The organism is Lipingzhangella halophila (assembly GCF_014203805.1).
Classification (GTDB): domain Bacteria; phylum Actinomycetota; class Actinomycetes; order Streptosporangiales; family Streptosporangiaceae; genus Lipingzhangella; species Lipingzhangella halophila.
This window is the reverse complement of sequence record NZ_JACHJT010000001.1, coordinates 723332-749595: the sequence shown is the minus strand read 5'-3', so window position 1 is coordinate 749595 and position 26264 is coordinate 723332. Positions and strand designations below refer to the sequence as shown.

General features: G+C 70.8%; 26 protein-coding genes. 7 read left to right on the top strand and 19 right to left on the bottom strand.

Going from position 1 to position 26264, the window contains the following annotated elements; genetic code table 11:
- Window positions 1-15 precede the first annotated feature (15 nt).
- Window positions 16-741, bottom strand: a complete 726-nt coding sequence (locus F4561_RS03470; RefSeq protein WP_184574711.1) for a ferritin-like fold-containing protein — start codon at window positions 739-741, stop codon at window positions 16-18.
- Between the two features lie 830 nt (window positions 742-1571).
- Between F4561_RS03470 and F4561_RS03465 the strand changes: the two genes are divergently transcribed.
- Both F4561_RS03465 and F4561_RS03460 read left to right on the top strand, forming a co-directional pair.
- A complete protein-coding gene (locus F4561_RS03465) occupies window positions 1572-3017 on the top strand; it encodes a DEAD/DEAH box helicase (protein ID WP_312885569.1) in 1446 nt (481 codons plus the stop codon).
- A 273-nt stretch (window positions 3018-3290) separates the two neighbouring features.
- Window positions 3291-4181, top strand: a complete 891-nt coding sequence (locus F4561_RS03460; RefSeq protein ID WP_184574707.1) for an alpha/beta fold hydrolase — start codon at window positions 3291-3293, stop codon at window positions 4179-4181.
- Window positions 4182-4292: 111 nt separating this feature from the next.
- Here the strand turns inward: F4561_RS03460 and F4561_RS03455 are convergent, their stop codons facing one another.
- The 6 genes from F4561_RS03455 to F4561_RS03430 form a co-directional block, all read right to left on the bottom strand.
- A complete protein-coding gene (locus F4561_RS03455; RefSeq protein WP_184583103.1) occupies window positions 4293-5324 on the bottom strand; it encodes an MBL fold metallo-hydrolase in 1032 nt (343 codons plus the stop codon).
- Between the two features lie 147 nt (window positions 5325-5471).
- The gene (locus tag F4561_RS03450; RefSeq protein WP_184574705.1) at window positions 5472-6404 is read right to left on the bottom strand and encodes a PHP domain-containing protein; all 933 of its coding nucleotides are present in this window, start codon (window positions 6402-6404) and stop codon (window positions 5472-5474) included.
- Window positions 6405-6445: 41 nt separating this feature from the next.
- Complete coding sequence (locus F4561_RS03445; protein ID WP_184574703.1) at window positions 6446-7105, bottom strand: DUF6758 family protein; 660 nt, start codon at window positions 7103-7105, stop codon at window positions 6446-6448.
- A 45-nt stretch (window positions 7106-7150) separates the two neighbouring features.
- Window positions 7151-8269, bottom strand: coding sequence for a CPBP family intramembrane glutamic endopeptidase (locus tag F4561_RS03440; protein WP_312885123.1), 1119 nt, complete (start codon window positions 8267-8269; stop codon window positions 7151-7153).
- A gap of 336 nt (window positions 8270-8605) precedes the next feature.
- Window positions 8606-9493 carry an RNA polymerase sigma-70 factor gene (locus F4561_RS03435; protein ID WP_246437128.1) on the bottom strand — a complete coding sequence of 296 codons (888 nt, stop codon included), beginning with the start codon at window positions 9491-9493 and terminating at the stop codon, window positions 8606-8608.
- Between the two features lie 35 nt (window positions 9494-9528).
- Entirely contained in the window at window positions 9529-10104 is a 576-nt protein-coding gene (locus F4561_RS03430) for a carboxymuconolactone decarboxylase family protein (protein WP_184574697.1), read from the bottom strand.
- Between the two features lie 116 nt (window positions 10105-10220).
- On the opposite strand from F4561_RS03430, the gene F4561_RS03425 reads away from it, so the two are divergent.
- Window positions 10221-11360, top strand: coding sequence for an Mrp/NBP35 family ATP-binding protein (locus F4561_RS03425; protein ID WP_184574695.1), 1140 nt, complete (start codon window positions 10221-10223; stop codon window positions 11358-11360).
- Window positions 11361-11433: 73 nt separating this feature from the next.
- On the opposite strand, the gene F4561_RS03420 is transcribed toward F4561_RS03425, so the two are convergent.
- From F4561_RS03420 to sigE, 4 genes are all read right to left on the bottom strand, one after another.
- Window positions 11434-12507 (bottom strand): S1C family serine protease, encoded by a 1074-nt coding sequence (locus F4561_RS03420; protein WP_184574693.1) that lies wholly within the window; start codon window positions 12505-12507, stop codon window positions 11434-11436.
- A gap of 664 nt (window positions 12508-13171) precedes the next feature.
- Complete coding sequence (locus tag F4561_RS03415) at window positions 13172-14257, bottom strand: sigma-E factor regulatory protein RseB domain-containing protein (RefSeq protein WP_312885122.1); 1086 nt, start codon at window positions 14255-14257, stop codon at window positions 13172-13174.
- A complete protein-coding gene (locus F4561_RS03410) occupies window positions 14254-14928 on the bottom strand; it encodes an anti-sigma factor family protein (protein ID WP_184574691.1) in 675 nt (224 codons plus the stop codon). The genes F4561_RS03415 and F4561_RS03410 overlap by 4 nt, the downstream gene beginning before the upstream one ends.
- Before the next feature lie 2 nt (window positions 14929-14930).
- Window positions 14931-15518, bottom strand: coding sequence for an RNA polymerase sigma factor SigE (sigE, locus tag F4561_RS03405; RefSeq protein ID WP_184574689.1), 588 nt, complete (start codon window positions 15516-15518; stop codon window positions 14931-14933).
- 396 nt (window positions 15519-15914) lie between these two features.
- On the opposite strand from sigE, the gene F4561_RS03400 reads away from it, so the two are divergent.
- Window positions 15915-16544: an O-methyltransferase gene (locus F4561_RS03400; protein ID WP_376773689.1), complete on the top strand. Its 630-nt coding sequence runs from the start codon at window positions 15915-15917 to the stop codon at window positions 16542-16544.
- 43 nt (window positions 16545-16587) lie between these two features.
- On the opposite strand, the gene F4561_RS03395 is transcribed toward F4561_RS03400, so the two are convergent.
- The gene (locus F4561_RS03395; RefSeq protein WP_184574687.1) at window positions 16588-18090 is read right to left on the bottom strand and encodes a leucyl aminopeptidase; all 1503 of its coding nucleotides are present in this window, start codon (window positions 18088-18090) and stop codon (window positions 16588-16590) included.
- Between the two features lie 151 nt (window positions 18091-18241).
- On the bottom strand, window positions 18242-18409 hold the full coding sequence (locus tag F4561_RS03390; RefSeq protein WP_082126983.1) for a DUF3117 domain-containing protein: 168 nt from the start codon (window positions 18407-18409) through the stop codon (window positions 18242-18244).
- Between the two features lie 388 nt (window positions 18410-18797).
- Here F4561_RS03390 and F4561_RS03385 point away from each other — a divergent pair, with 388 nt between their 5' ends.
- A complete protein-coding gene (locus F4561_RS03385; protein ID WP_184574685.1) occupies window positions 18798-19589 on the top strand; it encodes an enoyl-CoA hydratase-related protein in 792 nt (263 codons plus the stop codon).
- A 25-nt stretch (window positions 19590-19614) separates the two neighbouring features.
- Here F4561_RS03385 and F4561_RS03380 read toward each other — a convergent pair whose 3' ends face one another.
- The 3 genes from F4561_RS03380 to F4561_RS03370 all read right to left on the bottom strand — a co-directional run bounded on the left by F4561_RS03380 (window position 19615) and on the right by F4561_RS03370 (window position 21525).
- Window positions 19615-20058 (bottom strand): hypothetical protein, encoded by a 444-nt coding sequence (locus tag F4561_RS03380; RefSeq protein WP_312885121.1) that lies wholly within the window; start codon window positions 20056-20058, stop codon window positions 19615-19617.
- 352 nt (window positions 20059-20410) lie between these two features.
- Window positions 20411-20992, bottom strand: coding sequence for a DNA-3-methyladenine glycosylase I (locus F4561_RS03375; RefSeq protein ID WP_184574681.1), 582 nt, complete (start codon window positions 20990-20992; stop codon window positions 20411-20413).
- Between the two features lie 41 nt (window positions 20993-21033).
- Window positions 21034-21525 carry a DivIVA domain-containing protein gene (locus F4561_RS03370; RefSeq protein ID WP_184574679.1) on the bottom strand — a complete coding sequence of 164 codons (492 nt, stop codon included), beginning with the start codon at window positions 21523-21525 and terminating at the stop codon, window positions 21034-21036.
- 137 nt (window positions 21526-21662) lie between these two features.
- On the opposite strand from F4561_RS03370, the gene F4561_RS03365 reads away from it, so the two are divergent.
- Entirely contained in the window at window positions 21663-21980 is a 318-nt protein-coding gene (locus tag F4561_RS03365; RefSeq protein WP_184583098.1) for a hypothetical protein, read from the top strand.
- 258 nt (window positions 21981-22238) lie between these two features.
- On the opposite strand, the gene F4561_RS03360 is transcribed toward F4561_RS03365, so the two are convergent.
- The 3 genes from F4561_RS03360 to F4561_RS03350 all read right to left on the bottom strand — a co-directional run bounded on the left by F4561_RS03360 (window position 22239) and on the right by F4561_RS03350 (window position 25105).
- The gene (locus tag F4561_RS03360) at window positions 22239-23054 is read right to left on the bottom strand and encodes an LOG family protein (RefSeq protein ID WP_184574677.1); all 816 of its coding nucleotides are present in this window, start codon (window positions 23052-23054) and stop codon (window positions 22239-22241) included.
- Between the two features lie 73 nt (window positions 23055-23127).
- Window positions 23128-24198, bottom strand: a complete 1071-nt coding sequence (dapE, locus tag F4561_RS03355) for a succinyl-diaminopimelate desuccinylase (RefSeq protein ID WP_184574675.1) — start codon at window positions 24196-24198, stop codon at window positions 23128-23130.
- 70 nt (window positions 24199-24268) lie between these two features.
- A complete protein-coding gene (locus F4561_RS03350; RefSeq protein ID WP_184574673.1) occupies window positions 24269-25105 on the bottom strand; it encodes a 2,3,4,5-tetrahydropyridine-2,6-dicarboxylate N-succinyltransferase in 837 nt (278 codons plus the stop codon).
- A 279-nt stretch (window positions 25106-25384) separates the two neighbouring features.
- Here F4561_RS03350 and F4561_RS03345 point away from each other — a divergent pair, with 279 nt between their 5' ends.
- Window positions 25385-26242, top strand: coding sequence for a hypothetical protein (locus F4561_RS03345; protein ID WP_184574671.1), 858 nt, complete (start codon window positions 25385-25387; stop codon window positions 26240-26242).
- Window positions 26243-26264: the final 22 nt, after the last annotated feature.

Here is a 26264-nt window from a genome sequence, read left to right as displayed (position 1 = left end):
CGGGTCACCACGCAGTCAGCCGTTCAACCCCATCGCCTCCAGCCGGGCGTTATGCGCATCGGTCAGCTTCGCGAACATCCGGCTTACCGCGGCGAGGTCTCCCGATCCCGACTCGGACTCGGGCTCGGCCTCTCCCGCACCGGACACCAGCAGCGCCGCGAGCTCCACCCGGGTCGTCGCGACGATCTGGGCCTGGCTCAGCGCCTCACCCACAAGCCGCCGGGCCCACAGCGAGAGCCGGCCGGCCAGTGACGGGTCGCGCTCGACCGCCTCGCGGACCTGGGAAGCGATGAAGTCGCCGCGCCCACTCTCGGAGAGCACGGACTGGGCCAGTGCGCGGGTCTCCTCATCGGCGCTCTCGGCGACCTCCCGATAGAAATCCCCGGCGATCCCGTCCCCGACATACGCCTTGACCAGGCTCTCCAGCCACGTCTGCGGTTTGGTGCGGTCGTGCCAGGCATCCAGCGGCTCGGTGAACGGAGCCATGACCTCCTCGGGGTCCGCGCCGAGTTCCGCGAGGCGGTCGCGCACCCGCTTGTAGTGCGTGTACTCGGCGGCCGCCAATCCCGCCAGCTCTCCCTTCGCCACGAGGGTCGGGGCGAGCTCGGCGTTGTCGGACAGCCGGAAGAACGCTACGAGTTCCGCGTAGGCCAGCAGGCCGAGCAGGTCGATCACCGCGGTGGAAGGGCCGTCCGAGGGGCCCGCGGAGCCGGGTGCGGAGTCAGCGGAGCCGTACGTCATGGTGCAAGGTTAGCGCTCGCGAGCCGCACCGAGGACGAGTGGACTAATCGGGACCCGGCCCGCGTTGTACGCGCAAGGACAGCGCGAACGGCGAAGTCGGAACGATCTGTGGTACGGACGCCGTATCCAGCCGCGGAACCACAGGATAGACTCTCCCAGTGGCCGGCGTTTGGCCGGCCGTTCGCGCGAAAGCCCCCTTCGCGCGTCGGATTCGAGGATCAACGGGGCAAAAGTCCCGGTCCCGCCACACACGCGGGTCCATACCAGTACACGAGCCAGCGCATCGGGGGCCGCGCGAGGATCCCCACGCGCCTGGCCAGGAGACGCGGGCACACCCGGTGGGTGAGCCGCCCTGGCGGGCTTGACAAGAGAATTCACCGGCGCGCATCCCACCGAACGAAGACGGTCACCGCCGGTGCCGCACTCAAGAGAATTTCGCCACCGGCGGCGCAGGGAGCGAGGAACGTGAGCGCGCGGGTAACCGCTGACACCGACGCGAGTACGGGTCCGCCTACGGCGCGAGCGCGCGGGTCTCGGCCAGCGGCCCAGTGCCCTGGCCCCGAGTCCGGAGCCGACATCGCTGACGAAGCGAGCCGCGCCGTGGCCCGGAACGCGCCGGCCCACGGGCCGCACTCGACACGTTCCCGCCGGTACGAGCGAGATGGGCGGGCAACCGCTCCGCGACGGGCCACGCGCCCGGCGCGGCGGGGACCCACCCGCGACAGGACTTCCGGCCGCGGCGTTGAACGCGGCCCATCCAGATGGAGGCAGCAGCCCTGACAAGCACAGACACGACCAACGAAACCCGACAGACCTTCCGCGACCTCGGCGTGAACTCCGAGATCGCGGACGCTCTCGAAGCGGAAGGGATCGTCGAACCCTTCCCCATCCAGTCCCTGGCCTTGCCGCTCGCCCTGAGCGGCACCGACATCATCGGCCAGGCGCGCACCGGAACCGGCAAGACCTTCGCCTTCGGCCTCCCCCTGCTGCAGCGCGCGCAGGCGAGCCCCGGCGAGTCCAAGCGCCCCCGCGCCCTTGTCGTGGTGCCCACCCGGGAGCTTGCCATCCAGGTGGCGGCCGACCTCACGACGGCCGGCAAGCGCACCGGTGGGCGGATCCTTACCGTGTACGGCGGTCGGGCCTACGAGCCGCAGATCGAAGGCCTGCAGAAGGGGGTCGACATCGTCGTCGGCACCCCCGGTCGCCTGCTCGACCTGCAGAAGCAGCGGCACCTCAACCTGTCCGGCGTGAGCGCCGTGGTGCTCGACGAGGCCGACAAGATGCTCGACCTCGGCTTCTTGCCCGACATCGAGCGCATCCTGACCACGATCCCCGACGAACGCCAGGTCATGCTCTTCTCGGCCACCATGCCGAGCGAGATCGTGTCGCTGTCGCGCAACTACCTGCGCCAGCCCACCCACGTTACGGCGGGCGACGACGATGACATCGACCCGAGCCGGACCAGTCACATCTACCAGCACGTGTTCCGGACCCACGCTCTGGACCGCCAAGAGATGCTGGCGCGGCTGCTGCAGGCCGAAGGCCGCGGGCTGACCATGGTGTTCTGCCAGACCAAGCGGAACTGCGACCAGGTGGCCACGGCGCTCAAGGGCCGCGGGTTCGCCGCCGCGGCGGTCCACGGCGACCTCGGGCAGAGCCAGCGCGAACGCGCGCTGCGCGCCTTCCGGAACGGCAAGATCGACGTCCTGGTGGCCACGGATGTCGCCGCACGCGGACTCGACGTCGACGACGTCACGCACGTTGTCAACTACGAGTGCCCCGAGGACGAGAAGACCTACACGCACCGCACCGGGCGCACCGGGCGCGCCGGACGCTCCGGCACCGCCGTCACCTTCGTCGACTGGCAGGAGATGGCGCGCTGGAAGCTCATCAACGCGGCGCTCGACCTGCCCTACCCCGAGCCCGAGGAGACGTACTCGACCTCCGCGCACTTCTTCGAGGCGCTGGGGATCCCTCCCGGCACCAAGGGGACACTGGCCAAGGGGAGCCGGGACCGCGCCGGGCTGGAGGCCGAGGAGGTCGAGGACATCGGCGAAACCGGCCAGCAGCACAAGGAACGCGCCGCAGAGCCCGCTCGCGGCAACCGCCGCGGCAACCGCCGCCGCACCCGCGGTGGCCGGAGCTCCGACGCCGCCAGCACGGAACAGCCCAGCGAGTCCGCCAACTCCACGCGTGGCGAGGGCGGCGAGAAGCCCGCTCGCCGGCGCCGCCGCCGCACGCGCAACGGCGCCGAGATCCGCAAGGACCAGGACTAGCAACCAGGAACAGAGTGCGACCGGCGGCAGGGACACCCGGCACAAAGGGTCCCGCCGCCAGCGAGTGGCCGGTGCTGTACCGCCCCGGCCCCTTGCCGCCTCGCGATCGTACTCCGGGACGCCGCGGCGTCCCGGTCCACCGGGACCGGCCCGGTTCCTATCGGGCCGGTAGCGCCAAACACACCGGTTTCGGGCGGGGACAGCCGCGTGATCGCCAATCCCCTGTCCGCCCCCGACCCCCATCGCTCGCGCGATCGTCTATGGTGAACCGTCGTGAGCACACCTCGGTTTCTTGAACTCCCGCCCGGAGTACGGCGGGCCGACGTCGCGACATCGAGCGGGACACTCGCCACGTTGCAGGCCATGCCGACCTCCGGCAGTTGCGAGCTGCACGCGGCGCTCCTGGTACCGGGTTACACCGGCAGCAAAGAGGACTTCATCGGGGTGCTGCAGACACTGGCGCAGGCCGGCCGGCTCGTGATCGCGCTCGACCTTCCCGGCCAGTACCAGTCGCCCGGCCAGGACCACCCCGATGACTACAGCCTCGCGGCGCTCGGCGAATCCATCGGCGAGCTGGTGAAGGCGCTCGGCCACGGGCCGGTCCACCTGCTGGGCCACTCGTTCGGTGGGTTGCTGGCACGCGAGACGGTCCTCGCGAGCACCGCGCCGCTGCTCTCGCTGACCCTGATGAGCTCGGGCCCGTCCGCGATCGAGGGACCGCGTGCCACCAGCGCCCGCCGGCTCGTCGCCGCGCTTGGCGCCGCTCCGACCCGCGACCGCGTGCACCGGGTCTGGGCCGAACACCTCGACGGCCCCGCACGTACGAGCGGAGTGCCCGAGGAGATCCACGCCTTCCTACGCGCCCGTATGCTCGCCAACGACCCGGGCGGCCTGGTGCGCATGGCTGAGGAGCTGCTCGGCGCGCCCGACCGCACCGCGGAGCTCGCGGCGGTCACCGCCCTGCCGAAGCTGGTGCTCTACGGCGAGAACGACGACGCCTGGCTGCCGGAGACGCAGGCCGGAATGGCCAAGCAACTGCGCGCCGAACGCGTGGTGATCCCGGGTGCGGCCCACTCCCCCAACGTCGAGGCCCCCGAGACAACCGCGCGGGCGCTGACCGAGTTCTGGACCGACGCGGAGACGCCCGACCGCACGGGATCGTGAGCCGCGGCGCCGCGTCCCACCGCTCCGCTGGACGGCACGCGCTCGTCCCCCGCGGTGCGCGCGGATCGCAGAGCCGCCCCCACACGCCTGCGCGGCGGGCGGCTCGCACGCTCAGCTCGTGGCCACCCACGCGTCGAAGTTCTTGGACTCCCGCTCGACGGTGGTCTCCGGACCGCTGTCGGGCAGTACCCGGGTGTCGGGCGGCAGCGACAGCAGCACCTCGCCAACGGAGTGCAACTGGCGCGTGTAGTCGATGTAGCCGTCCCCGACCGTGCCGAGCTCGCCCTTGCGCAGGGTGTCGCCGCTGAACACCACTCCGCGCTCGGAGATGTAGAGGCCCACGCTGCCGTTCGAGGTGCCCGGGATGGCCAGCACGTCGATTTCCAGGTCGCCGGCCTCCAGCGTTCCTCCGCCCTCGATCTCGAGGTCGGGCCGGCGCTCGGCGCCGTGCACCTTGCGCCAGGAGCGCAGCTCCCGGGGGTGCAGGGCGATTGGCGCTTCGTCGCGCTCAGCGACGTCGATGGCGGCGGAGATGTGCGTGTTGTAGCCGTTCGTGCACGCCACCAGGTAGATCTCGCGCTCGCCGACCGCGTCGAGGATGGCCTGGGCGTCGTGCGCCGGGTCGATCACGATGACGCCGTCGTCGTCGGCATCGATGATCCAGGTGTTGCTGACAACCTCGAACTCGTCGTCGTCGACATTGAGCGCTCCCGAGGTCCGGACGCGCTGGACACCTTCGCTGTCGGGCTCCGTAGTGCCGGGAACCTCGGGCTCGGCGTCCTCGGCGGCCTCCTCCGCGGCGCTATCGGTGGCTTCCCCGGCGCCGTCCTCGCTCTCCTCGGCGTCGTCGGCGCCGTCAGTCTCGTCGGTACTGGCAGTCACGTCGTCAGCGGCGGCCTCAGCGGCGGGTTCGCTTTCCTTCGTGCCGCCGGACTCCGCGGCGAGGGTGTCCGCGTCCGCGGTGTCGGCGGTGCCCGTATCAGTGGCCGCCTCGTTGTCCGTGGTGCCGCTGTCCTCGGCGGCCTCGGGCTCCGATTCCTCAGCGGACTCGTCCCCGGTCTTCGTCGTCACCGCCGAGGACTCCGACTCCGCACTCCCGGGCTCCTCGCCGTCCTTCTTCTTGCCTTTCCACTTCCAGAACACGGTGCCGACCCTTCGATTCACATCCGGATTCGAGTAACTGTACGCGGGACTGACGCGCCGTTCCCGCGCTGTGGATTCACCTGCCGCTGTCGCGCGACCCGGGGATAGTCTCATGCCAACGCTATGGCGACGATAAACGCGGCCGCCTCACCCGTGCCCCGTGAGCCCGGTTGCCTGGTCAGGCCGCATACCGCCCGTAATGGGCGTGGCTCCGGTCGCCGGCGCCACCAACGTGGCGAACGCTTCGGGAGCCGTGGTGCGGCACCCCAGGCGGTGCCCCGTCAGCGCGCCGTGGTCGTCGCTGGAGCCGGTGACGACCACCCCGAGATCGGCGGCGCGGGCGCGCCAGTACTCGCGCTCCGTGTCGTCGTGGCTGGGATGGTCCGCCTCAATGCCGCCCAACCCGGCTCCCACCATTCGCTCGACCAGCGGATCGGGTACGGGACCGGTCGCGGAGCCCTCGCCGCGCGCCGGATGGGCGAGCGCGCAGACACCACCCGCTGCGCGGACCAGGCGCACGGCGCGCACCGGGTCGGGCGCGTAGCGCGCGACGTACGCGGGACGTCCCGAGCCGATCCACCGGTCGAAGGCGTCCTGGACATCGTGGGCCCCACCCGCCTCGACGATCGCGCGCGCGATATGGGGCCGGCCCACGACATCGTCATCGTCGCCGCCATCGGACGCGTTCCCGGAGCCACGGGTGCCGTGCGCGATCTCGCTGACCCGCTCCCACGTGACCCCGATACCCGCGTCCCGCAGGCACCGCACCATCCGCTCCGCCCGGGTGACGCGGTCGGCGCGGATCCATCGCAGTTCCTCGGCGAGCCCGGCATGGCCGGCGTCGAACAGGTAGGCGAGCAGGTGCACGCTCGTTCCCTCGTACGCGCACGACAGCTCCATCCCGGGCACGAGGACGAACCCGGCGGGAGCGTGCGCGGCGGCCGCCGCCACCCCGCCGACGGTGTCGTGGTCGGTCAGGGCCAGGGTGTCGAGCCCGGCGGCGACCGCGTTGTCGATGACCCGCTCCGGGGTCTCGGTGCCATCCGAGACGGAGCTGTGGGCGTGCAGGTCGATGCGCATTACCGGACGATTCTACGGCCGTTCCGGACAGGCCGGACCGCTCATTCGCCGTGCGGCCGCAGCGCGGTGCTCAGGAACGGCGAGAGCGCGCCGAAGGGCGGATCGAGGGTCGAGCCGCCGTTGTGCCGGTCGCGGAGGTCGCGCATACCGTTCAGCTCGGCCATCAGCACACCAGTGTCGGCGGGGCTGAGGATGAACCATATCCAGTGCGCGAGCGCCTCGCCGGCATAGACCGCACGTTCAGCGCCGCCCTGGACGCTCCACATGGCGATATCGTGCCCGTCGTAGCGGAACTTGCTGTGCACGGCGCCGGAGTCGAAGCCCTGACCGGGGTCGGGACCTTCGAGGCCGGCGATGCGCGCGCCGAGGCCTACGCCCGGATCCTCGGCGACCGTCACCATCTCACCGACACCGCCCAGCGGGGCGGGACCGGACAGGGCGACCGCGACCGCCACCGCTCCGCTGCGTTCGTCGCCGGCGTCGGCGAACCCGGTGACAACCCACCCCGCGGGCAGCGGCCACGGCACCCAGACCGGTACCTGCGCGACACCGATCACCAGCTCCAGGGAGGTGAGGTTGGGACTGCGCACCGGGTTGAGCGGGGCCACCGCTCCGTGCGCGTCGCACTGCCACGCGCTCGACCACAGGCTCGGCGCGTGGACGACACGCCCACAACGGGGACACATGGGGTCCGACTTCATGATTGCCCGTTGTGGTACCCCCATGACCTGCGGGGAAACCACCCATCAGCGTGGAGGATACTGTGACCCGTTCCGCGGCGGTCGCACCCACTCTCCCGGTGCGGGGTACCCCCCGTCGTACCGCTGGCGCGGGTCCTGCTCGTAGGAGGCCTGCCCGTAGAGCCGTGGATCCCGTCCGGGCGCCCCATGGGGCTCCTGCGCGGTGGGGCCGGCCCAGGGAGGCGTCTCCCGCGGGGACGCCATTGCTCCCGGTGCGGGTTCCTCGTGGTCGGCCGCCTCTTCGGGGACGGTCCGCCGGAGTCCTGTGCGCCGGGCCAGCCAGGCCACGAACGCGGCGTACAGAGCCACCTCGACAATCCTGCCGACCAGGCCGTGCCAGGACCCGCCACCCGAGGCGGCGCCCTCCAGGGTTCCCTCCAGTGTGGAGATGGAGAACGCGACGAGGTTGTGCAGCACGTGCAGCCCGATCGCCGCCTCGAGCCCGCCGGTGTACCACGAGAGCCAGGCCATCGCCATGCCGAAGACCGCGGTGTCGACCATCGCCCAGCCGGTGTAGTCGTGCAGCAGCGCGAACACGCTACCGCTGACGATGATGGCGGGTACGGGGGTACGCAGCACGCGCGCGACCAACCCGCTTCCGCGCCGCTCCCAGGGATGGGCGCCGTACGAGCCGACCGCCTGCATCACGAACCCGCGCAGCGCGATCTCCTCGGCCGAGGACTGCAGCGGAACGAAAAGCAGGAGCAGTACTACGGCGAGCGCGAACCCCTGCTCCCCGCCGGCGCTTCCGCCGGTGCTCGTGGCTGCCGGCGCGTCGGTGGCGAGCCGCAGCACGTAGAGGACGACGAACGAGAGCACCAGCGACACGATTCCGACCGCGGCACAGGCGAACATCCACCCCCAGCGCAGCCGCCCCTCGACCGACAGCAGAGAGCCCACCCGGCGCCGCTGGACGAACCGCGTGGCGACCATGACCAGCGGGGTCAGGGTGCTGAGCACGATAACGCTGAACGCCAGATCGGGGACGGGCGCACCGAAGATGGAGCCGTTTTCCAGGTCCGGGGAGAAGCCGGCTATCAGCGACACGAGAAGCGCGGCGATCTCCAGCACCAGGTTGACCAGGAGGAAAAGCGCCGCGGCACAGACCACTGCCAGCAGCGGCACCCACCACCGGTGCCGCCACGAGCGCGCAGCACGGTGGAACGAGACGCCCGGCCGCGGCCGGGCAACCGCGGAGCCCGGCGGGCGGGGCCGGGCCGGTGGCGGCCAGACCCAGGCCGGGGCGGGTTGGTTCGCGGCCTCGGGCATCCAGGACGTGGGCCTGGCCCATGCCTGATCCCGGGAACCCGGTGTCGGCTCCGGGCCTCCTGCCCCCTGTGACTCCGGAGGCCAGGGCGAACCAGGCGGTGGCGGCGCATTTCCCATCGTGTGTCGAGATTACTAGTCGCCCATGTAGTGACTGTGTTAAGAACGCGCTGTGACCAGCGCATCACTGTCGCGTCACCAGCCGCGGCGGCTGTCGCGCCGCCCCGGTTCCAGGCGCCGCAGCTTGTCGGGGTTGCGCACGATATGCACGTCGGTGACCTGATTCCCGGTGATCTCCAGGGTGGCGGCCGCGCTCAGGGAACCGTCCGCTGTCCAGACGAGTACACCGGGAACCCCGTTGATGCCGTGGTGCTCGATCCGGGCGTCTGCGAGCCCGGGACCGAGGCCGCACAGCAGCCGGGCGGCCCGCTCCGCGCCGTACACCGGGCGGAGCGCGGCCCTCGCCTTGCCGCCGCCGTCGGTAAGCACCACGACGCCCTCGGCGAGCATCGCCTTCAGCCCGTCGAGATCCCCCTCCAGGAGAGCGCCCAGGAACCGTTCGGTCAGCCTGCGCCGCACCACGGGGTCGGGGGCGAACCGCGGGCGGCGCGCGTGCACGTGCTCTCGCGCCCGGTGGGCGAGCTGCCGCACACTCTGCTCCGATCGCCCGAGCGCCTCGGCGACCTCCGCGTGGGGCATGCCGAACACCTCGCGAAGCACGAAGACGGCGCGTTCCACCGGCCCCAGGGTCTCCAGCACGACGAGCACCGCATAGGAGACGGAGTCGGCGTCCGCCACCTCGTCGGCGACGTCGGGGGCGGTCAGCATCGGTTCGGGCAACCAGGGGCCGACGTAGGTCTCGCGCCGGTTCCGGAGCACGCGGAGCCGATTCAATGTGACATTAGTCACAATCCGCACCAGGTAGCTCCGGGGGTTCGCGACGTCGGAACGGTCCTCGCGCGCCCACCGGAGCCACGCTTCCTGGAGGCAGTCCTCGGCGTCGGCGACGCTGCCCAGCATGTCGTAGGACACACTGAACAGCAGCCGCCGGTGCCGCTCGAACACGTCCGTGCTCTCGGCCATCCGGCCGTCCGCGCTCCCAGCCGAGTCCGCTGGACTCATTCCGCGGCCGCCTCCGTCCCGGTGGCGGGAACGGCGCAGTGGTCGCCGAAGCCCTGGCTGGTCAGCCCGAGCGAGCTGTTGAAACGGGACCGCTGGTTCTCCAGCGCGACGATGGCCGCCAACTCGACCATCGCCGGCTCGCCCAGCTCGGCGCGCAGCAGGTCCACCATGTCGTCGGTCACCTCGACCGGGTCGGCCGTCGCCGCCTCGGAGAACTCCAGCACACGGCGTTCCAGCGGGCTGAAGACGTCGCTGGTCCGCCAGGACGGCACCGCTCGCAGCTTCGCCGGGTCGATCCCGGCATGCGTGTGCTCCCAGTACCCGAAGTCCATGCACCAGGAACAGTTGATCCGGGCCGCCGACGCTGTCACGGCGAGCGCTTTCAGGGTGGGATCCAGGCGGTTCCAGCGGGCCGTGCCCGCCTCCTGGAGCAGATACGTCAGCAGGACCCGCCAGTTGTGCGCCATGGCCTTACCGGGGTCGGGCACCATTCCGGCGTACTTGCGGCGCGCGTAACGCTCGGCCACGCGGTACAGCAGAGTACGGGGCGGGTCCAGGGAGATGCGGGCCATTGCCGGCTCCAATCGATCGGTCCGTGCCGTGTGCTCATACGACACACTGGGCCCTCGCCGATGTGACACCGCGCCCGACGGCGGTCACGTGCCCATCTGTTACGTACCATGGGTATATGGCCTCCACACCCACCACTGAGCAGGTGAACGCGGCCCTGGAGACAGTCCAGGACCCCGAAATCCACCGCCCCATCACCGATCTCGACATGGTCAAGAGCATCGACATCGCCGACGGCGGTGTCGTGAACGTCGGTATCTATCTCACGGTGGCCGGCTGCCCCATGAAGGGACGCATCGAGTCGGACGTCACCTCCGCTGTCTCCAAGGTGGGCGGCGTGACCAAGGTGACCGTCGAACTCGACGTCATGAGCGAGGAGCAGCGCAAGGCGCTGCAGAGCAAGCTCCGCGGCAACCAGGCGGAGAAGGAGATCCCCTTCGCCAAGCCCACGTCACTGACCCGGGTCTTCGCGGTCGCTTCCGGCAAGGGCGGCGTCGGCAAGTCCTCGGTCACGGTGAACCTCGCCGCGGCCATGGCCGAGCGCGGCCACAAGGTCGGCGTGGTCGACGCCGACATCTACGGCCACTCCGTGCCGCGCATGCTGGGGGTCTCCGCGTCCCCCACCAAGGTCGAAGACATGATCATGCCCCCAACCGCGCACGACCTCAAGGTCATCTCCGTGGGCATGTTCACCCAGGGCAACCAGCCCGTCGTGTGGCGGGGCCCCATGCTGCACCGGGCCCTGCAGCAGTTCCTGGCCGACGTCTTCTGGGGGGACCTCGACATCCTGCTGATGGACCTCCCTCCGGGCACCGGCGACATCGCGATCTCTGTCGCGCAGCTGGTACCGAACGCCGAGATCCTGGTGGTCACGACCCCGCAGCAGGCTGCCGCCGAGGTCGCCGAGCGCGCGGGCGCGATCTCCGCGCAGACCCACCAGCGCGTGGCCGGCGTCATCGAGAACATGTCGTACTACATCGCCCCCGGCTCCGACGAACGCACCTACCTCTTCGGCGAGGGCGGCGGGCAGCTCGTCGCCGACGGCCTGACCAAGGCACTCGGCGCCGAGGTGCCGCTGCTGGGCCAAGTGCCCATCGACATCCGACTGCGTGAGGCCAGCGACGAGGGCACACCCTTCGTGCTGGGCGACCCCGAGGCCGCGGCGAGCCAGACGCTGCGCCAGGTGGCCGACTCCCTCGTGGGCAAGCCCCGCGGGCTCTCCGGCATGCAGCTCGGCGTCACGCCGGTCAGCCACTGACCCACCGCCAACCCGAACCACAGCGCCCCGGCGCCGGCCCCTGCAGGGGCCGGCGCCGGGGCGCTACTCAGTTCTAGGCCGAGCCGAGCGTCAACGTGGTGGAGAGATCTCCCTCGCCGTCGCGCTCGTAGTCGACGCTCACCTCGTCACCCGGTCGCTTCTCGCTGATGAGCGCCAAGAGTTCCGGAGAGTCGCTGACCGCCGTCCCGTCGAACTCCACCACCAGGTCCCCCGGCTCCAGGCCCGCCTCGTCCGCGGGTCCGCCGGACTCCACCGCCCCGCGGCCGTCGTCGATCAGCGCACCCTCCTGGCGGTGCTGCATCACCAGTTCGGCACCGATTTCGGCCTGTGGATCCTCGCCGTTCTCGATCAGGTAGTTCACGACGGTCTCGGCGTCGTCCGAGGGGATCGCGAACCCCAGCCCGATGCTGCCGCTCTGCCCTCCCGGATTCGCGCCCAGGGTGGCGATGGCGGTGTTCACCCCGATGACCCGCCCTTGCTCGTCCACCAGCGGACCGCCCGAGTTTCCTGGGTTGACGGCGGCGTCGGTCTGCAGCGCCTCGATGTAGGTCTCGCCCTCCTCGTCGCTGGCGACCGGCCGGTCCACCGCGCTGATGATGCCGGTCGTGACAGTGCCCGCGAGGCCGAGCGGGGCGCCGATCGCGATGACGGTGTCTCCCACCGTGACGTCCTCGGAGTTGCCGAACTCCAGCGCCTGCACGTTGTTCGGGTTGTCCAGCTCCAGCACGGCCAGGTCGGAGCTGTCCGCCTGGCCGGCGACCGTGGCCGCGGTGGTGTGCCCGTCGCTGTACGCGACCTCGATGTGGTTGCCTTCGAGCGCGTTGACGACGTGGGCGTTCGTGACCACCCGGTTGTTCTCGATGACAAAACCGGAGCCGTTGCCGCTGGCCCCGCCATCGGCACCGTGAATGGCGACGACGCTGGGGCTGACCCGCTGCGCGACGCCGGCGATGGTGTCGGGCTCCCGGCTCGGTGTGCCGCTGGGCACGTCGTTGTTCAGTTCGGGACCGTTCTCGCTGGCCGCGGCGTCGCTGTCGCCGCTCGCGAAGCCGCCGGCGAGCCCGCCCACACCAGCCGAGACCACCGCGACCAGCAGCACGGTGAGCAGGACCGCCCACAACGGCATGGTGCGGCGCCGCTTCGGCGCGGCCGGGACACCCGGAACCGGCGCCCCGACGGGGCCTCCCGGCCCCCACGGAGGCCCGGGAGGCCCTGGCATTCCGGGGCCTCCCGGGCCTGGGGGGCCTGAGGGGCCCGCGGGGCCTGAGGGAGCGCCGTGGCCGCCCGGAGATCCGGGACCGGGGGGAACACCGGGGCCCGCGGGGCCCGCGGGAGCGCCGGGCCGGGTGGGGCCGCCCGCCGCCGGCCGCTGGCCGATTCCGGACATCGTGCTGCCCGCGGGAGCCTGGTGCGTGCCCGTGCTCGTCGCGTTTCCCGGAGGCGCCGAGGGTGCGCCCGGCCCGGGGCGCTGCGCCCCCGAAGGGGCCCCCGTTCCGGCGGGACGAGGCGTTCCGCCGCCGGGCGAGCCGGCCGGCGGCGCGCCGTCCGCGCCCTCCGCACCGCCGCGCGCAGCATCACCCCCGCCGGGTGGTCCGGCCGCGCTGGGTCGCCTGTCCCCATCATCCGGGAAACCCGCTCCGGGATCGTCGGTCATGAGTTCTCCGTGTCCCCTCATCGCCGTGCACGTCGCAGAACGACCACCGTGTGCCACGCCCAGCGACGCAGCCTACGGCCACACCCTGGAGCCCGCCGTTCAGGGTCCCGGCTACGGCCACGACAGGCGCGGTACGCTACCGCCCCGCCACGTCCCCGATGTGCGAACCAAGCCGCTCGAATCCGCGCCACACGCGCGCCCAGAATCCGGAACCGTCGGGACCGGGCAACGCCTCGACCACGGTTCCCGTGATCGTGGGGGGAGCGTCGGTCAGCACGGTGTATACGAAACCGCCAGATTCCCACATCCGCCGCGATTCTCCCGAATCATCGACATAGATCGTCCCGCCGTTCTCTATGACTGGCCTCATCCCCGAGGTAGTTCCCACCGATTTGGGGGAGAGACGCCCACGTTGCACGAACACCGAGACGACGGAGAGTCCGTCGGAGTAGGCCAGATGCACCACGGGCCCGTCCGGGCCGTGCGAGGACCGCGCATCGACGAGCGGGAGGTTCCAGGACAACTGCTCGGGCAGCGTCCAGCCCTGCTCCGTCAGCCGCGTGCGCTCACGCGGGGTCAGGGCGCTGCCCCACAGACCGCTCTCGCCCGAGACCGGCGGGAGCGGTTCCGCACCGGTCCCCACGGCCAGGTCGACGAACCGGATCGAGTGCGTGACCTCGCCCGCCGCACCGTAGATCTCGCGACGCAGCGGCAGCGAGGTCCGCTCGTCGATCCAGAACCGGCCGGCGACAGCGCCGTCACGGCGCCGCGCCTCGACGACCTTGGCGGTGCGGTCCGCGGCGGTGCCCGAGCCGGAGCGGGTCACGTGGTAGTTGCGCTCCAGTGCATCGAGGATGCGGCCATCCGGCCTGAGCGACGGCGCCGAGGCGTTGACAACCAGGCCCCCGGCCTTCACCGTGCTCCTGCCCGCGATCTCGGCGTAACCGGTCCCCTCGCCCGGTCGGTGCACCACCTCAGCGTGCTCGGTGACCAGCGCGCCGCCGGACCGCGCCGAGACCGCCTGCACACCGCCGAACGCCGTCACCCGGCTCGCAGCCGACGCGCTACGCAGCAGGTCCATGCCGTCGTCCGTGCCCGTGGCCGGGCGTCCGAAATCGGCGTGCGGCGCCGATGTTGCCAGCACCAGCAGGAGCAGCAGCGCCGAGAACAGTAGCGCGGGAGCTGGGCGGCGCCGGTTGTGAGCCGCGCCACCCGCGCTCACCAGGGCGTGGGCGTTTCGTCCGGCGCCGGGTCATCCAGCGCACGCTGCACGCCCGGGGCGTCCCGCGTGTGGAGATCGGGAGCCTGCCCGCTGACGACGGCGTGCTCGACTTCGTAGTCCTCGATGTCCGGGCGCACCACTGGCGCCTCCTGCGGCTCGTCGCCGGCGAAGAAGGCGGTGCCCAGCGTCAGTGCCACCATCGAGACCCCGGCGACGGCGTAGCGTGTGCGGCCCCACCGCGGACGCAGCAGCGACAGCGGAGCCACGCTCCTGCGGTCCGGTTCGGACGCCGGTTCCGGCTTCGGTTCCGCGGGGGCCGGGTCGGGAGCGGCCAGGTGGCCGCCGCCTCCCGAGGTGCCGGGGACCCCTCCACCGAGCGGGCGGCTGGATCCCAACGGCGGCCGCGTTCCGAAGGCACCGTGGTCACTGGGCGGCGGGCCCAGCGGAGGTTCCCCCGACGGCGGCTCCTCCAGCGCGGAAAGGCGGCCCATGAAGTCCGTGGACGGCTCTGGGCCGTCGAGCCCGTGAAGGCGCCGCTTGAGCCGCCGCAGCATCTCGGCCTCGAACCGGCAGTTCTCACACGAAGCCAGGTGCCGCAGCGCGCGGTCGCGATCCGCGTGGCCGAGCTCGCCATCGACCAGAGCGGACAGCCGTTCCCCCAAGTGGTCCATGCTCACTCCACCTCCCCCTGCTGGGCCTGCCGGGCCTGCTGGGCAGCCACTCGTCGCCGGTGGTCCAGAGCCTTGCGCAACTGCGCGCGTCCCCGGTGGATCCTGCTGCGCACCGTCCCCAGCTTCACGCCGAGGGTGGCCGCGATCTCCTCGTAGGACAGCCCTTCGATGTCGCACAGGACGACGGGCGCGCGGAACTCCGCGGGCAACGCGTCCAGCGCTACCTGGATGTCGGAGTCGAAATGGCGTTCGTCATAGGACTGGGCGGGCGTGGGCTCGCGGCCTTCGAGACGTTCGTCGGCGTTCTCCCCGAAGCCCTCGAACCTGATCCGGGACTTGCGGCGCGCCGTGTCCAAAAAGAGGTTGGTGGTGATCCTGTGCAGCCACCCCTCGAACGTCCCCGGCGTGTAGTTCGCGAGTGAGCGGAACACCCGGATAAACACTTCCTGGGTGAGATCCTCGGCGTCGTGCTGGTTGCCGGTGAGGCGGTATGCCAGGCGGTAAACGCGCGCCGAGTGGTTCCGCACAACCTCGTCCCAGCTGGGCGGCTCCCACTGCTCGAAATCCACGGCAGTGCCGGAATCGACCACCGGTGCTCCCTTCGTCGACGTACCGCCGCGGGCACGGCGGCGCGTCCCCAGTTTGTGCCCTCGCCGCCCCGGCCCCTGGGGATGCACCCGGAAAACGAGACAACGAGCGCTCGCAAATTCCAACGCCACGATGGCGCGAATAAGTTCCGACGCCGCCGGAACCCCACCTGGCAGGCTACTCTTTTCTTGGGACCTGGTCCGGACGTGGCCGCGATGGGACATCGGGTGATGGCGGCGGCGGCACGGCCACGGTCCTTCTCGACCGCACGGGGGCGGGTCAGCGGCTGTGGCTGTGTTCGCGACCCGGACCCATTTACGGTCCCCGCGCCGCGGGGACGGTCGCAGTCACGTTCGTTAACAGCGCGGGAGGCCGTCATCGCCAGCCGAGACGACACACTGGCCCACATCGAGCAGTACGTCGCCGAGGACGCCACCCTGACGTCCGCCCGGCGAGCCGGCCAGCAGGCCGAGATCGGGCCTATCAGCGCGGCCAGCGGCGCCGCGCTGCGCTTCCTCGCGGCCGCCATCGGAGCGCGAGCGGTCGTTGAGGTCGGTACGGGCTGCGGAAGCTCGGGGATCTGGCTGCTTCGGGGTATGCGCCACGACGGCATCCTGACCAGTGTCGATGTGGAGCCCGAATACCAGGAGTCCGCACGCGAGGCGTACCGGAACGCCGGTTTCCCGGCCAACCGGGCCCGGCTGATCCAGGGCAGCGCCCTCGAAGTGTTGCCGCGCCTCACCGACTCCGCCTACGACCTGGTGTTCGTCGACGCCATGCGGGCCGAGTACCCGCGGTTCCTCACCGAGGCGATGCGGTTGCTGCGCACCGGCGGAGTCGTCGTGTTCAACCACGCGCTCGACGCCACCCCGCTGAGCGACGGCCCCCTGAGCGCCTCCGACCCCGCGACCGCAGCGGTCCGCGAGGTCGGGCAGCTCATCCGGGACGACGACACCCTCATGCCGCTCCTGCTCCCGGTGGGCGAGGGCCTGCTCGCGGCGATCGTCTCGCCGACCACGGCCGGCTGAGTACCGATCAGCACGCCCCCGCCATCCCGCGGCCCAGGAGGGCTCAGCCCGCGAGCCAGCGCAGCAGCGACCGGGTGGCGAAACCGGTGCCACCCTTGGTCAGCAGCCCCTCGTCGCTCGTTGACCGGCCCGGCCCCGCGATATCCAGGTGCGCCCACGGCAGGCCCGCGGTGAACTCGCGTAGGAACATCGCGGCGTCGGTGGCGCCGGGACTCCCGTAGTCCTTGGACCGGGTGCCGATGTTGGCCAGATCGGCCACCGTGGAATCCAGCGTGTCGCGGTACTCCTCGACCAGCGGCATCCGCCAGAGCGGCTCCCCGGACGCCTCCGCCGCCTCGGTCAACGCGGCCGCCAGAGCGTCATCGGTGCTGAACAGGGCGCCGGTGCCGGTCCCCAGAGCCACCTTCGCGGCGCCGGTGAGCGTCGCGACGTCGACCAGGGCGTCAGGCTTCAGCTCCGCTGCGGCGTAGTCCATGGCGTCCGCCAGAACCAGCCGCCCCTCGGCGTCGGTGTTGAGCACCTCGACGGTCCGCCCGCCGTAGGTGGTGACGACGTCACTGGGGCGCTGGGCACTGCCCGAGAACGCGTTCTCCGCGAGCGCGAGCAGGCCCGTGACCCGCGTGCGCGTTCCAAGAGCGCCAAGCGCCGAAAGCACGCCCAGGACCACTGCGGAACCGCTCATGTCGGTCTTCATGAGCTTCATGTTGTCGTTCGGCTTCAGCGACAACCCGCCAGTGTCGAAGGTGATGCCCTTGCCGATCAGGACCACGTGTCCGGACTCGGGCCCTTCGGGGGTGTAGTCGAGCCGCACGAGCCGGGGCGGCCGGACCGACCCGCCCCCCACGCCCAGGATCGCGCCGAAGCCGTCGCGTTCCAGCTCACGCTCGTTCCACACGGAGATGTCGAGGCCCGCCTCCCCGGCGATCGCACCGGCGCGGGAGACGAGCCACTCAGGGTCTTTTCGGGAGGAGGGGGTGTTGGTCAGATCGCGGGCCAGCGCGGTGGCATTGGCCAGAGCCGTGCCGCGCTGGACCGGCATCCGTTCGGGGTGCTCCGCCACGAGCTCGATCGCCGGTACGGGTTCGGGCGGCTTGGCGGAGCTGCGCATCGTGAACTGGTACCCGCCAAGAAGCGCCCCCTCGATGAACGCGGTCAGGCCGTCCTCGGCCCGCCCGTCGTCGAGGAACCCGACGGTCGTGGCGGCGCGGGTGCGTCCCTTGGCCAGGCGGGCGAAAGAGGCGCCCGCCTTACGCAGGTCGGCCGGAGTGCCCGACCCGACACCGAGGAACGAAAGCTGGACCAGTCCACGCCCGAGGTCGGCCGGGAAATCGGCCTTCTCCCCCGGTTTGCCCTTGAGTCCGTAGTGCGCGACCAGTTCGGCCAGCGGCGCCGGCAGCCGCGCGTCGAGGGCGTCGGCTTCCGGCCCCGTCCCCGCGGTCACCACCACCGGGCCGTCCTCGGTGGAACGAACGGGCAGCGCCAGGAGATCGGCGCTGGAGTCGACGAGCGGCCCTGGGATGGCGTGAATCTCAGTAGCGATTGGCACGAACGCTCACAATCTTGCAGGTTCCGGAGTCGCCGCCCGCCACAGGTGGCTGGGTTCCGATGCCCGTCGGGGCCAGGCAACGGGCCGGGCGAGAGAGCGGACGCCCAGCAGCGATACGTAGATGAAGATCCGGGAACGACCGGCCCGTCCGCTAGCCGACGACACCGTTCAGGGCCTCCGCGAGCTCGTTCGCCTCGTCCGGCGTGAGCTCGACTACAAGGCGCCCGCCGCCCTCAAGCGGGACTCGCATGATGATGCCGCGGCCCTCCTTGGTGACCTCCATCGGACCATCACCGGTCCTCGGCTTCATCGCCGCCATGCCGTATCCCCTTTCATCGGAAACTGTCGCGGATGCACGGGCCGACCTGACTTGGGTGGGCCCCCTGTTTCGGTGAGCCGGCCACGCGGAGGGGCCGCCGCGCATCAGTCGCGCGCCGACGTGCCTTACTCGCTCCGCCGTCGATGCTCGCACGGGCCTTGGGCCTGTCAGCATTGACGACTCCGCTCGTTGGATCGCGTCCGCGTCGCGCGGTGACTCCGGGAACGAATCACTGTTCTGCCATTATCTCGGTTTCGAGACCCGATTGGGAACGATCGAACGGTCCCGAGCCATCAGGCTCGAAGATTTCGAACAGTAAGGTTAGACCCGGACCGCGGGAAAACTGATACCCAAACCGTACCGGCCGATCGACCCCAGGGAGTTTCGCGTGCCCGAGTCAGACAGTGTCGCCTATGAGCTTTCCGACGGCGTCGCCACGATTACGCTCAACCGGCCCGACTCATTGAACTCGTTGACGTTCGAGGCGAAGGAAGCCCTGCTCTCCGCTGTCGAACGGGCGAAAAGCGACTCCGGTGCCCGCGCGGTCCTGCTCACCGGGAACGGAAAGGCGTTCTGCGCCGGACAGGACCTGCGCGAGCACGCCGGCAAGCTGGGGGAAGGGCAGGGGCTCGAAGGAACGGTCCGCTCGCACTACAACCCGATCGTGCTCGGCCTGACCCGAATGCCCAAACCAGTGGTTGCCGCCGTGAACGGGGTCGCGGCGGGCGCCGGAGCAGGCCTCGCCTTCGCCTGCGACCTGCGCGTCGCCTCGGAGAACGCGTCGTTCCTGATGGCGTTCACCAAGGTCGGACTCGGCGCCGACACCGGGGCGTCCTGGACCCTGCCCAGGCTGATCGGGCACGCCAGGGCGATGGAGATGCTCATGCTCGCCGAGCCCGTTGGCGCGCAGCGCGCGCTGGAGATCGGGCTGGTGAACCAGGTCGTCTCCGCCGACGAGCTGGCCGACTCAGGGCGTGCGCTGGCGGAACGCCTGGCCAACGGCCCCACGGTCGGTTACGCGGCGGTCAAGGCCAGCCTGACCTTCGGATCCGGGCTGGACCTCGGCAACGCCCTGGAGATGGAGGCCGACCTCCAGGAACAGTGCGTGGACACCGTGGATCACCGCAAGGCGACGCTGGCCTTCCTGAACAAGGAGACCGCCACCTTCGAGGGACGGTAGTCCGGGCCCGGCGGAGCGGCGGCGGTCACCGCAGGGTTCCAGTGGAGATCATCGGGGTGTCGCCCTCCGAGGTCGCGTTCCACTTCGCCGCGATCTCCCCCTCGCTGCCACCGGGCCGCAGCGTCAGCTCCGCCTCGTCGACGCAGTGGTCCTCGGGGTCGTAGGTCTCCACGTAGTCGAAGACCAACCGGTCCCCGTCGCGCTCGGCCAGGGTGAGGCTGCCCCGGCAGTCCAGCGTGTACCACTCGGAACTGCCCCGTTCCACGCCCCCTTCGAGCTTGATCCTGGTGTCCCAGTCGATGACGTGATCGCCGTCAGCTTCCTCCTGGACCATGCGCCCACTCCAGGTTCCAGCGAACGAGTCGGGCACGCTGGCCCCCTCGACCGGCCGCTCCTCGGCGCTGTCGTTCAGCGCCCAGGCAGCCGCGGCACCGCCCCCCACTATGAGGGCCACGCCCAGCGAAATCACCAGCGGTCCCCTGCGGCGCCGCCGGTCGCTGTGCCGGGTGGTGCGGCGTGGCGGCCGGAGGGACATCTGCCGTATCGGTGATCTCGTTTCGGAAGCGCTGCTGTCCTCGGGCACCGAAGCAGGGGGCGCGGTGTCGCTCACCGGACGGCTCCGGCGACGGGGACAGGGAATCGGCGGGTACCGCTCGAATAGCTCATCGTCGTGTTCCTCCCAGGCGAACCGCACACGGAATCGTTGGCGGTTCAGCGATTGAGGATAGGCCACTGGGGCAACAACAAGGCGTCACGTGTGGTGCGCGCCACACGCGCCCGCCAGCGCGGCCCGCGGGCGCACGCACCGTCGAACGCGCTGGTCAGGCGGCCACGCGGAAGCAGTCGACGAGGTGGTCGTCAACCACACCGGTCGCCTGAATCGCAGCGTAGGCGGTTGTGGGGCCAACGAACCGGAACCCGCGCCGCTTCAGCGCCTTTGCCAGGGCGGCGCTCTCGGGTGTCGTGGCCGGCACCTCAGAGACCGTGCGCGGCCGCGAGGGCCGTGGTTCGGGTGTGTAATCCCACACCATGCGGGCGAGTCCTCCGGGGAGGTCCAGCGCAGCGCGGGCATTCGTGACGACCGCCTCGATCTTGGGCCGGCTGCGGATCAGCCGGGAGTCGCCCATCAGGCGCTCGACGTCGCCGGGGCCGAACCGGGCCACCGCCACCGGATCGAAGCCGTGGAACACCTCGCGCAGCGCCGGGCGCTTGCGCAGCACGGTCAGCCAGGACAGTCCCGCTTGGAACCCCTCAAGCGCGATCCGCTCGAACATCGCCTGGTCGTCGCGGACGGCCACCCCCCACTCGGTGTCGTGGTAGTGCAGCTCGTCGACCGTAGCGAGCGCCCAGTGGCAGCGCCGGAGCCCATCGGACCCGGGCTGGGCCGTGCCGTCGTCGCTCATATCCTCGTCTCCCGGTGTGCGGTGGCGGTGCGGCGCAGACCCTAGTTCTGTGGGGGCTGAGGCGAGGTGCCGTGGTCGTTCATGGGGGACGCGGTGCGTACCGGGCCTTCGTGCGCGTGCTGGGGATACCCGCCGGTGATGCCGCCGGGATCGTGGGCGTGTTCGTTCCGGCTGTTTCCGGGCGGTCGGTCATACGGCGTCGTCTGGCCCACTGTCTGCGCACTCGCACGCGCTTCCGGCTCGGCCGGGCGCCCCTCCAGCTCGGCGATTCGGTCGTCGCGCTCCTGGAGCTCCGCTGCCAGCTTGGCCAACGCCTCATCCACCGCGCGGACGTGGTAACCCCACAGGGCCAGCGGGAGCCGGACACGGTTGAGGTCGTCCGCTGTCACCGGCCGGCCCGTAGGAAGATCCAATGGCGGGTGGTCGGCCTGGAAACTCGTGAGCTGTGGGCGCCTGTCCATGACCACAAACGCCACGCCCGCCAGGACAGCCACGGCGGCGACGGTGATCAGGACCAGGATGGATGGAGTCACCTTTCGATCGTGCCATACTCGCGCGGCCCCACGGACGCGATGGGAGCGCTTCGGGCCCCGCACGGCCGCCCGCCACCCACCGGCCTCGGCGTGCGAAAATCACAGGCGTGCATGAGGACACCCAGTTCCGCGTGGTGATGCCCGACGCCATGATCGCGGACGCCGTCGATGCCGGGTACCGCCCGCCCGTTCCGCGGGTGCGCGCCCTGGCGGCCGGCGGCCGCCCGGTCCTCGTCCGTTGCGTTCCGCCCGCTCCGGACGGCACTGGGCACGGTCCGGGCGCGCGCCGGAACGAGGAGCTCGCCGAGACCCTCGCTCTGGTCTCGGTGTACGCGTGGGCCGGTGCCAGGCTGTTCGCGACCAGCCACCCGCATGCCGCACGCCAGGCGCTCGACATGGTCAGCTCGATCCGGGGCACCCGGCCGCCGGCGGTCGCGCGGCGCGGCCTGGCCTAGATCGGTGATGTGGGCGGGTGGTGCGAGACGGAGCCCACCTGAGGGGTTGCGGCAATGGGGCGAAGTGAGCGAAGCGAGACGACGCCAGCTTGCCGCCCAGCGAAGGTGCACCGTGCGCTCCGCGGCAATGGGGCACCCCTCTCGCCGCGCTCGCGGGGTGCCCCATTGCCGCAACCCGCGCGGGCCGGGCGGGAAACCCACGAAACTCCAGGCGCCATGAAGAAACCCAATCCACAAGATCGGCGCAAAGCACCGGCCTCAGCTCTCCGACGCTTGCTCGGCAGCCTCGATGTCCTCGGCGGTCGAGGCGACACGGCGATCCTCGAACTCCCGCCGCGCCAGGTCGACGTGGGCCTTGCGGATGATGTCGACAACTTCGTCCGGATCGTCGGTCACGCGGATCAGCTCGGGGTCCTCGGGTGAGATGACGCCCTCCTCGCGCAGCGTCGCGTGGATCCAGTCGACCAGTCCGCTCCAGAACTCCGAGCCGACCAGCACGACCGGGAACCGGGTCACCTTGCCCGTCTGCACCAGCGTTATCGCCTCGAACAGCTCGTCCATGGTGCCGAACCCGCCCGGGAGCACCACGAACGCCTGCGAGTACTTCACGAACATGGTCTTGCGCACGAAGAAGTACCGGAACGTGACACCGACGTCGATGTAGTCGTTCAGCGTCTGTTCGAAGGGCAGCTCGATGCCGAGGCCGATTGAGGTGCCCCCGGCGAACTGCGCCCCCTTGTTCGCGGCCTCCATCACACCGGGGCCGCCCCCGGTGATCACCGTGTAGCCGGCCTCGGCGAGCCGTGTGCCGATGGTCTCGCCAAGAACGTACTTCGGGCTCTCGGGTTTCACCCGCGCCGACCCGAACACGCTGACCGAATTGCCGACCTCCGACAGCAGGCCGAATCCTTCCACGAACTCCGACTGGATGCGCAGGACCCGCCACGGGTCGGTGTGCACCCAGTCCGCGGGGCCTCGGCGGTCGAGGAGCCGCTGGTCGGTTGTGGTCTCGGGGATAGCCCCTCCCCGGTACGTGAGCGGGCCAGCCCGCCTTATGTCTGTTGAATCCATCATGGGCCCAAGGTATCCGCCACACCCGGACCTCCGTTGAACCCGAGGACACAGGCGCGCGGCTAGCTCTGGTCGATCAGCCGCCGGTGGTTCCGGACAGCCATTCGAGCATCCGGCGCTCGGCCTCGACGATGAGGGCGAGTTCGACGTGCTCGTCGCGGGTGTGCGCCAGGGTGGGATCGCCCGGACCGTAGTTGACGGCCGGGACGCCCAGCTCCGACATGCGGGCGACGTCGGTCCAACCCAGCTTGGCGCGGGCGGCGCCGGCGCCAACGGAGTCCACGAAGGCCGCGGCCGCCGGGTGGTCCAGGCCGGGGCGGGCCGGCGGGGCGGCGTCGGTGACCCGCACTTCGAAGCCGTCGAACAGCTCGCGCAGGTACCGCTCGGCCTCGTCCAGGGTGAGGTCGGGCGCGAAGCGGTAGTTGACGGTGACGGAGCATTCGTCGGGGATGACGTTTCCCGCCACTCCGCCCGAGACGAACACGGCGTTGAGCCCTTCGTGGAAGGTCAGCCCTTCGACCTCGGGGCGCCGCGGTGTGTACGCGCGCAGCACGTCGAGGATGCGGCCGGCGTCATGGATAGCGTTGCGCCCCATCCACGCGCGGGCGCTGTGCGCTCGCTCGCCGCGGGCGGTCACCTCAACGCGCATGGTGCCCTGGCAGCCGCCCTCGATCGCGCCGCCGGTGGGTTCCATGAGAACGGCGAAGTCGCCGGCCAGCCACTCGGGGTGGGTGCGGGCCAACCTGCGCAGGCCGTTGCGCTCGGCGTCGACCTCCTCGCAGTCGTAGAAGACGAAGCTGACGTCGTGCGCCGGCGTGGGCACCGTGGACGCCAGCTTGAGCTGGACCGCCACCCCGCTCTTCATGTCGGAGGTGCCGCAGCCGTAGAGGCGGTCGCCGTCGCGGTGCGACGGAACGTTTCCGGCGATGGGAACGGTGTCGATGTGCCCCGCGATCACCACCCGCTGGTCCCGACCGAGGTCCGTCCGCGCCACGATCGCGTCGCCGTCGCGCCGCACGGTCAGGTGGCCCAGACCGCCCAGTTGCTCCTCGATCGAGTCGGCGAGCGGGCGTTCCCCGCCGCTCACCGACTCGATGTCGACGAGCTGGGCGGTCAGGCTCCGAACGTCCGCGGTCAGGTCCAGCATGGGGTCCGCACTTTCCGTGGTTGCAGCACCGCGCTCCGGAATCCGGGAGTCCCGTGCGCGCCGTGCGGTGTCAGGCGTTGACGCCGTGCTCGCGCAGCATCTCGTTGAGCGCCAGCTTGTCGTGCTCCTGGCCTTTCTCCAGGCGCTTGAGCACCAGCAGGCACGGCAGGCCGAAGTCGCCACCGGGGAAGCTCTTCACCCGGTTCGCGGTCACGCACACCGACCACGCCGGAGCCTCGCCGCTGGGAAGCTCGTCGCCGCTCTCGGCGTCGAAGACGCGGGTGGAGGAGGTCAGGATGGTCCCGGCTCCGAGCTTGGCACCCCGGCGGACCCGGGCCCCCTCCACGACCATCGAGCGCGAGCCGAGGAACGCCTCGTCCTCGATGACGACCGGCGACGCCTGCGGCGGCTCAAGGACGCCCCCGACCCCGACGCCACCGGAAAGGTGGACGTTCTCGCCCACCTGGGCGCAGGAACCCACCGTGGCCCAGGTGTCGACCATGGTGCCGGAGCCGACCCAGGCACCGAAGTTGGTGAACGATGGCATCAGCACGACGCCCGGGGCCAGGTGGGCGCCCCATCGGGCGATGGCTCCCGGGACGACGCGAACGCCGTCGAGGCGGGTCTTCAGCGGGATGCGGTCGTGGTAGTGGAACTCTCCGACCTGGGACTCCTCCATGGCGAGCACCCGGAAGCTGAGCAGGATGGAACGCTTCGCCCGCTCGTCGACGACGACCTCGTCCGTCGCGGGGTCCACGAAGGCGACGCGGGCCTTTCCGGCGTCGAGTTCGTCGACCGCTCCCACGATGGTCTCGCGGGCCTCGGTATGGTCGGGCGTCAGTTCGGAGCGGCGCTCCCACAGCTCATCGATCTCAGCGGGGAGCGGACTGGTGAACGAGGTGGTCATGAGTGCTGAGCCTACTGGTTTCGGTGGGGCGAGATCGAACCAGACGCCCCGGTCCGCAGCCGGTACCGCGGCCGCGCTCCGGACCGCCAACCGGGGCATCGTGCCCCGGTGGCACGCGACGCTGGACGGTACGCCCTACTATTCGGGTACGTGCACCCGTCCCCCCGGATCTGGCGAGGCCCCCCTCGTCCGACTTCCCCGCACTCCGGGATTGTCCGTATCGGCTGAGGTCACGCGCTGGCTTCCCGGCGCGCGGCCACCTGACCACATGAGCTGAAAGTGCCACGAGAGCCGCGAAGAGTATCCGCCTTCTTCAAGATCCTCATCCTGCTGACCGCCGCGTGCGGCATCCTGGTCGGCGGCGGTTACGCTCTCATGACCTCGATCGAGCCGATCGAGGTCGAGGAGGAGGAGCCGACCGAGGAGTGCGTTGCCGCCATCGGGGAGAACACCCGCAGTCTGGCCCCGGAGCAGGCCGCCAACGCCGCCACGATCAACGGGGTGGCCTTCCGCCGGAACCTGCCCCAGCAGTCGGTGGTGATCGCCTACGCCACTGTGTGGCAGGAGTCCAAGTTCTACAACATCGACTACGGCGACCGTGACTCCCTTGGGCTCTTCCAGCAGCGTCCGTCGCAGGATTGGGGCGATCCCGAGGACCTCCTGGACCCCGTCTACACCAGCGACGCCTTCTACCAGAAGCTCGAAGAGGTCTCCGGCTACGAGGACATGCCGGTCTACGAGGCGGCCCAGGTCGTGCAGCGCAGCGCCGACGGGTTCGCCTACGACCAGCACGAGGAGGTATCCCGGAACATGGCCCAAGCCTTCGGCGGGACCAATGGCGCCGCGGTGACGTGCCGGTTCACGGAAGGGGTCGGCGAGCGCAGCCCGGACATCGACGGCGCGCAGGAGGAGATGCGGCGCGTCTTCGGTCTCGGCGTCAACGACCTTCCGGTCGCCGAGGAACCGCAGACCGGCGACCTGGGGTGGGCCATGGCCCAGTGGGCGGTGGCCCAGGCGCCGGAGTACGGGCTGAACTCGGTGACGTACGGGGACCAGCGCTGGAGCGCCGACTCCGACAAGGAGGGGTGGACCTCCGTCGACAACCCCGCCCCCGAGGGCCGGATCGTGCTCGACTAGCGAACGCCCGGCATCCGCTCCG

Bases quoted from the DNA above. Each gene is read 5' to 3' on its own strand.
- F4561_RS03470 (WP_184574711.1), bottom strand. From the start codon at position 741: ATGACGTACGGCTCCGCTGACTCCGCACCCGGCTCCGCGGGCCCCTCG.
- F4561_RS03450 (WP_184574705.1), bottom strand. From the start codon at position 6,404: ATGCGCATCGACCTGCACGCCCACAGCTCCGTCTCGGATGGCACCGAG.
- F4561_RS03445 (WP_184574703.1), bottom strand. From the start codon at position 7,105: ATGAAGTCGGACCCCATGTGTCCCCGTTGTGGGCGTGTCGTCCACGCG.
- F4561_RS03435 (WP_246437128.1), bottom strand. From the start codon at position 9,493: ATGGCCGAGAGCACGGACGTGTTCGAGCGGCACCGGCGGCTGCTGTTC.
- F4561_RS03430 (WP_184574697.1), bottom strand. From the start codon at position 10,104: ATGGCCCGCATCTCCCTGGACCCGCCCCGTACTCTGCTGTACCGCGTG.
- F4561_RS03425 (WP_184574695.1), top strand. From the start codon at position 10,221: ATGGCCTCCACACCCACCACTGAGCAGGTGAACGCGGCCCTGGAGACA.
- F4561_RS03420 (WP_184574693.1), bottom strand. From the start codon at position 12,507: ATGCCGTTGTGGGCGGTCCTGCTCACCGTGCTGCTGGTCGCGGTGGTC.
- F4561_RS03410 (WP_184574691.1), bottom strand. From the start codon at position 14,928: ATGGACCACTTGGGGGAACGGCTGTCCGCTCTGGTCGATGGCGAGCTC.
- F4561_RS03390 (WP_082126983.1), bottom strand. From the start codon at position 18,409: ATGGCGGCGATGAAGCCGAGGACCGGTGATGGTCCGATGGAGGTCACC.
- F4561_RS03375 (WP_184574681.1), bottom strand. From the start codon at position 20,992: ATGAGCGACGACGGCACGGCCCAGCCCGGGTCCGATGGGCTCCGGCGC.
- F4561_RS03365 (WP_184583098.1), top strand. From the start codon at position 21,663: ATGCCCGACGCCATGATCGCGGACGCCGTCGATGCCGGGTACCGCCCG.
- F4561_RS03360 (WP_184574677.1), bottom strand. From the start codon at position 23,054: ATGATGGATTCAACAGACATAAGGCGGGCTGGCCCGCTCACGTACCGG.
- dapE (WP_184574675.1), bottom strand. From the start codon at position 24,198: ATGCTGGACCTGACCGCGGACGTTCGGAGCCTGACCGCCCAGCTCGTC.
- F4561_RS03350 (WP_184574673.1), bottom strand. From the start codon at position 25,105: ATGACCACCTCGTTCACCAGTCCGCTCCCCGCTGAGATCGATGAGCTG.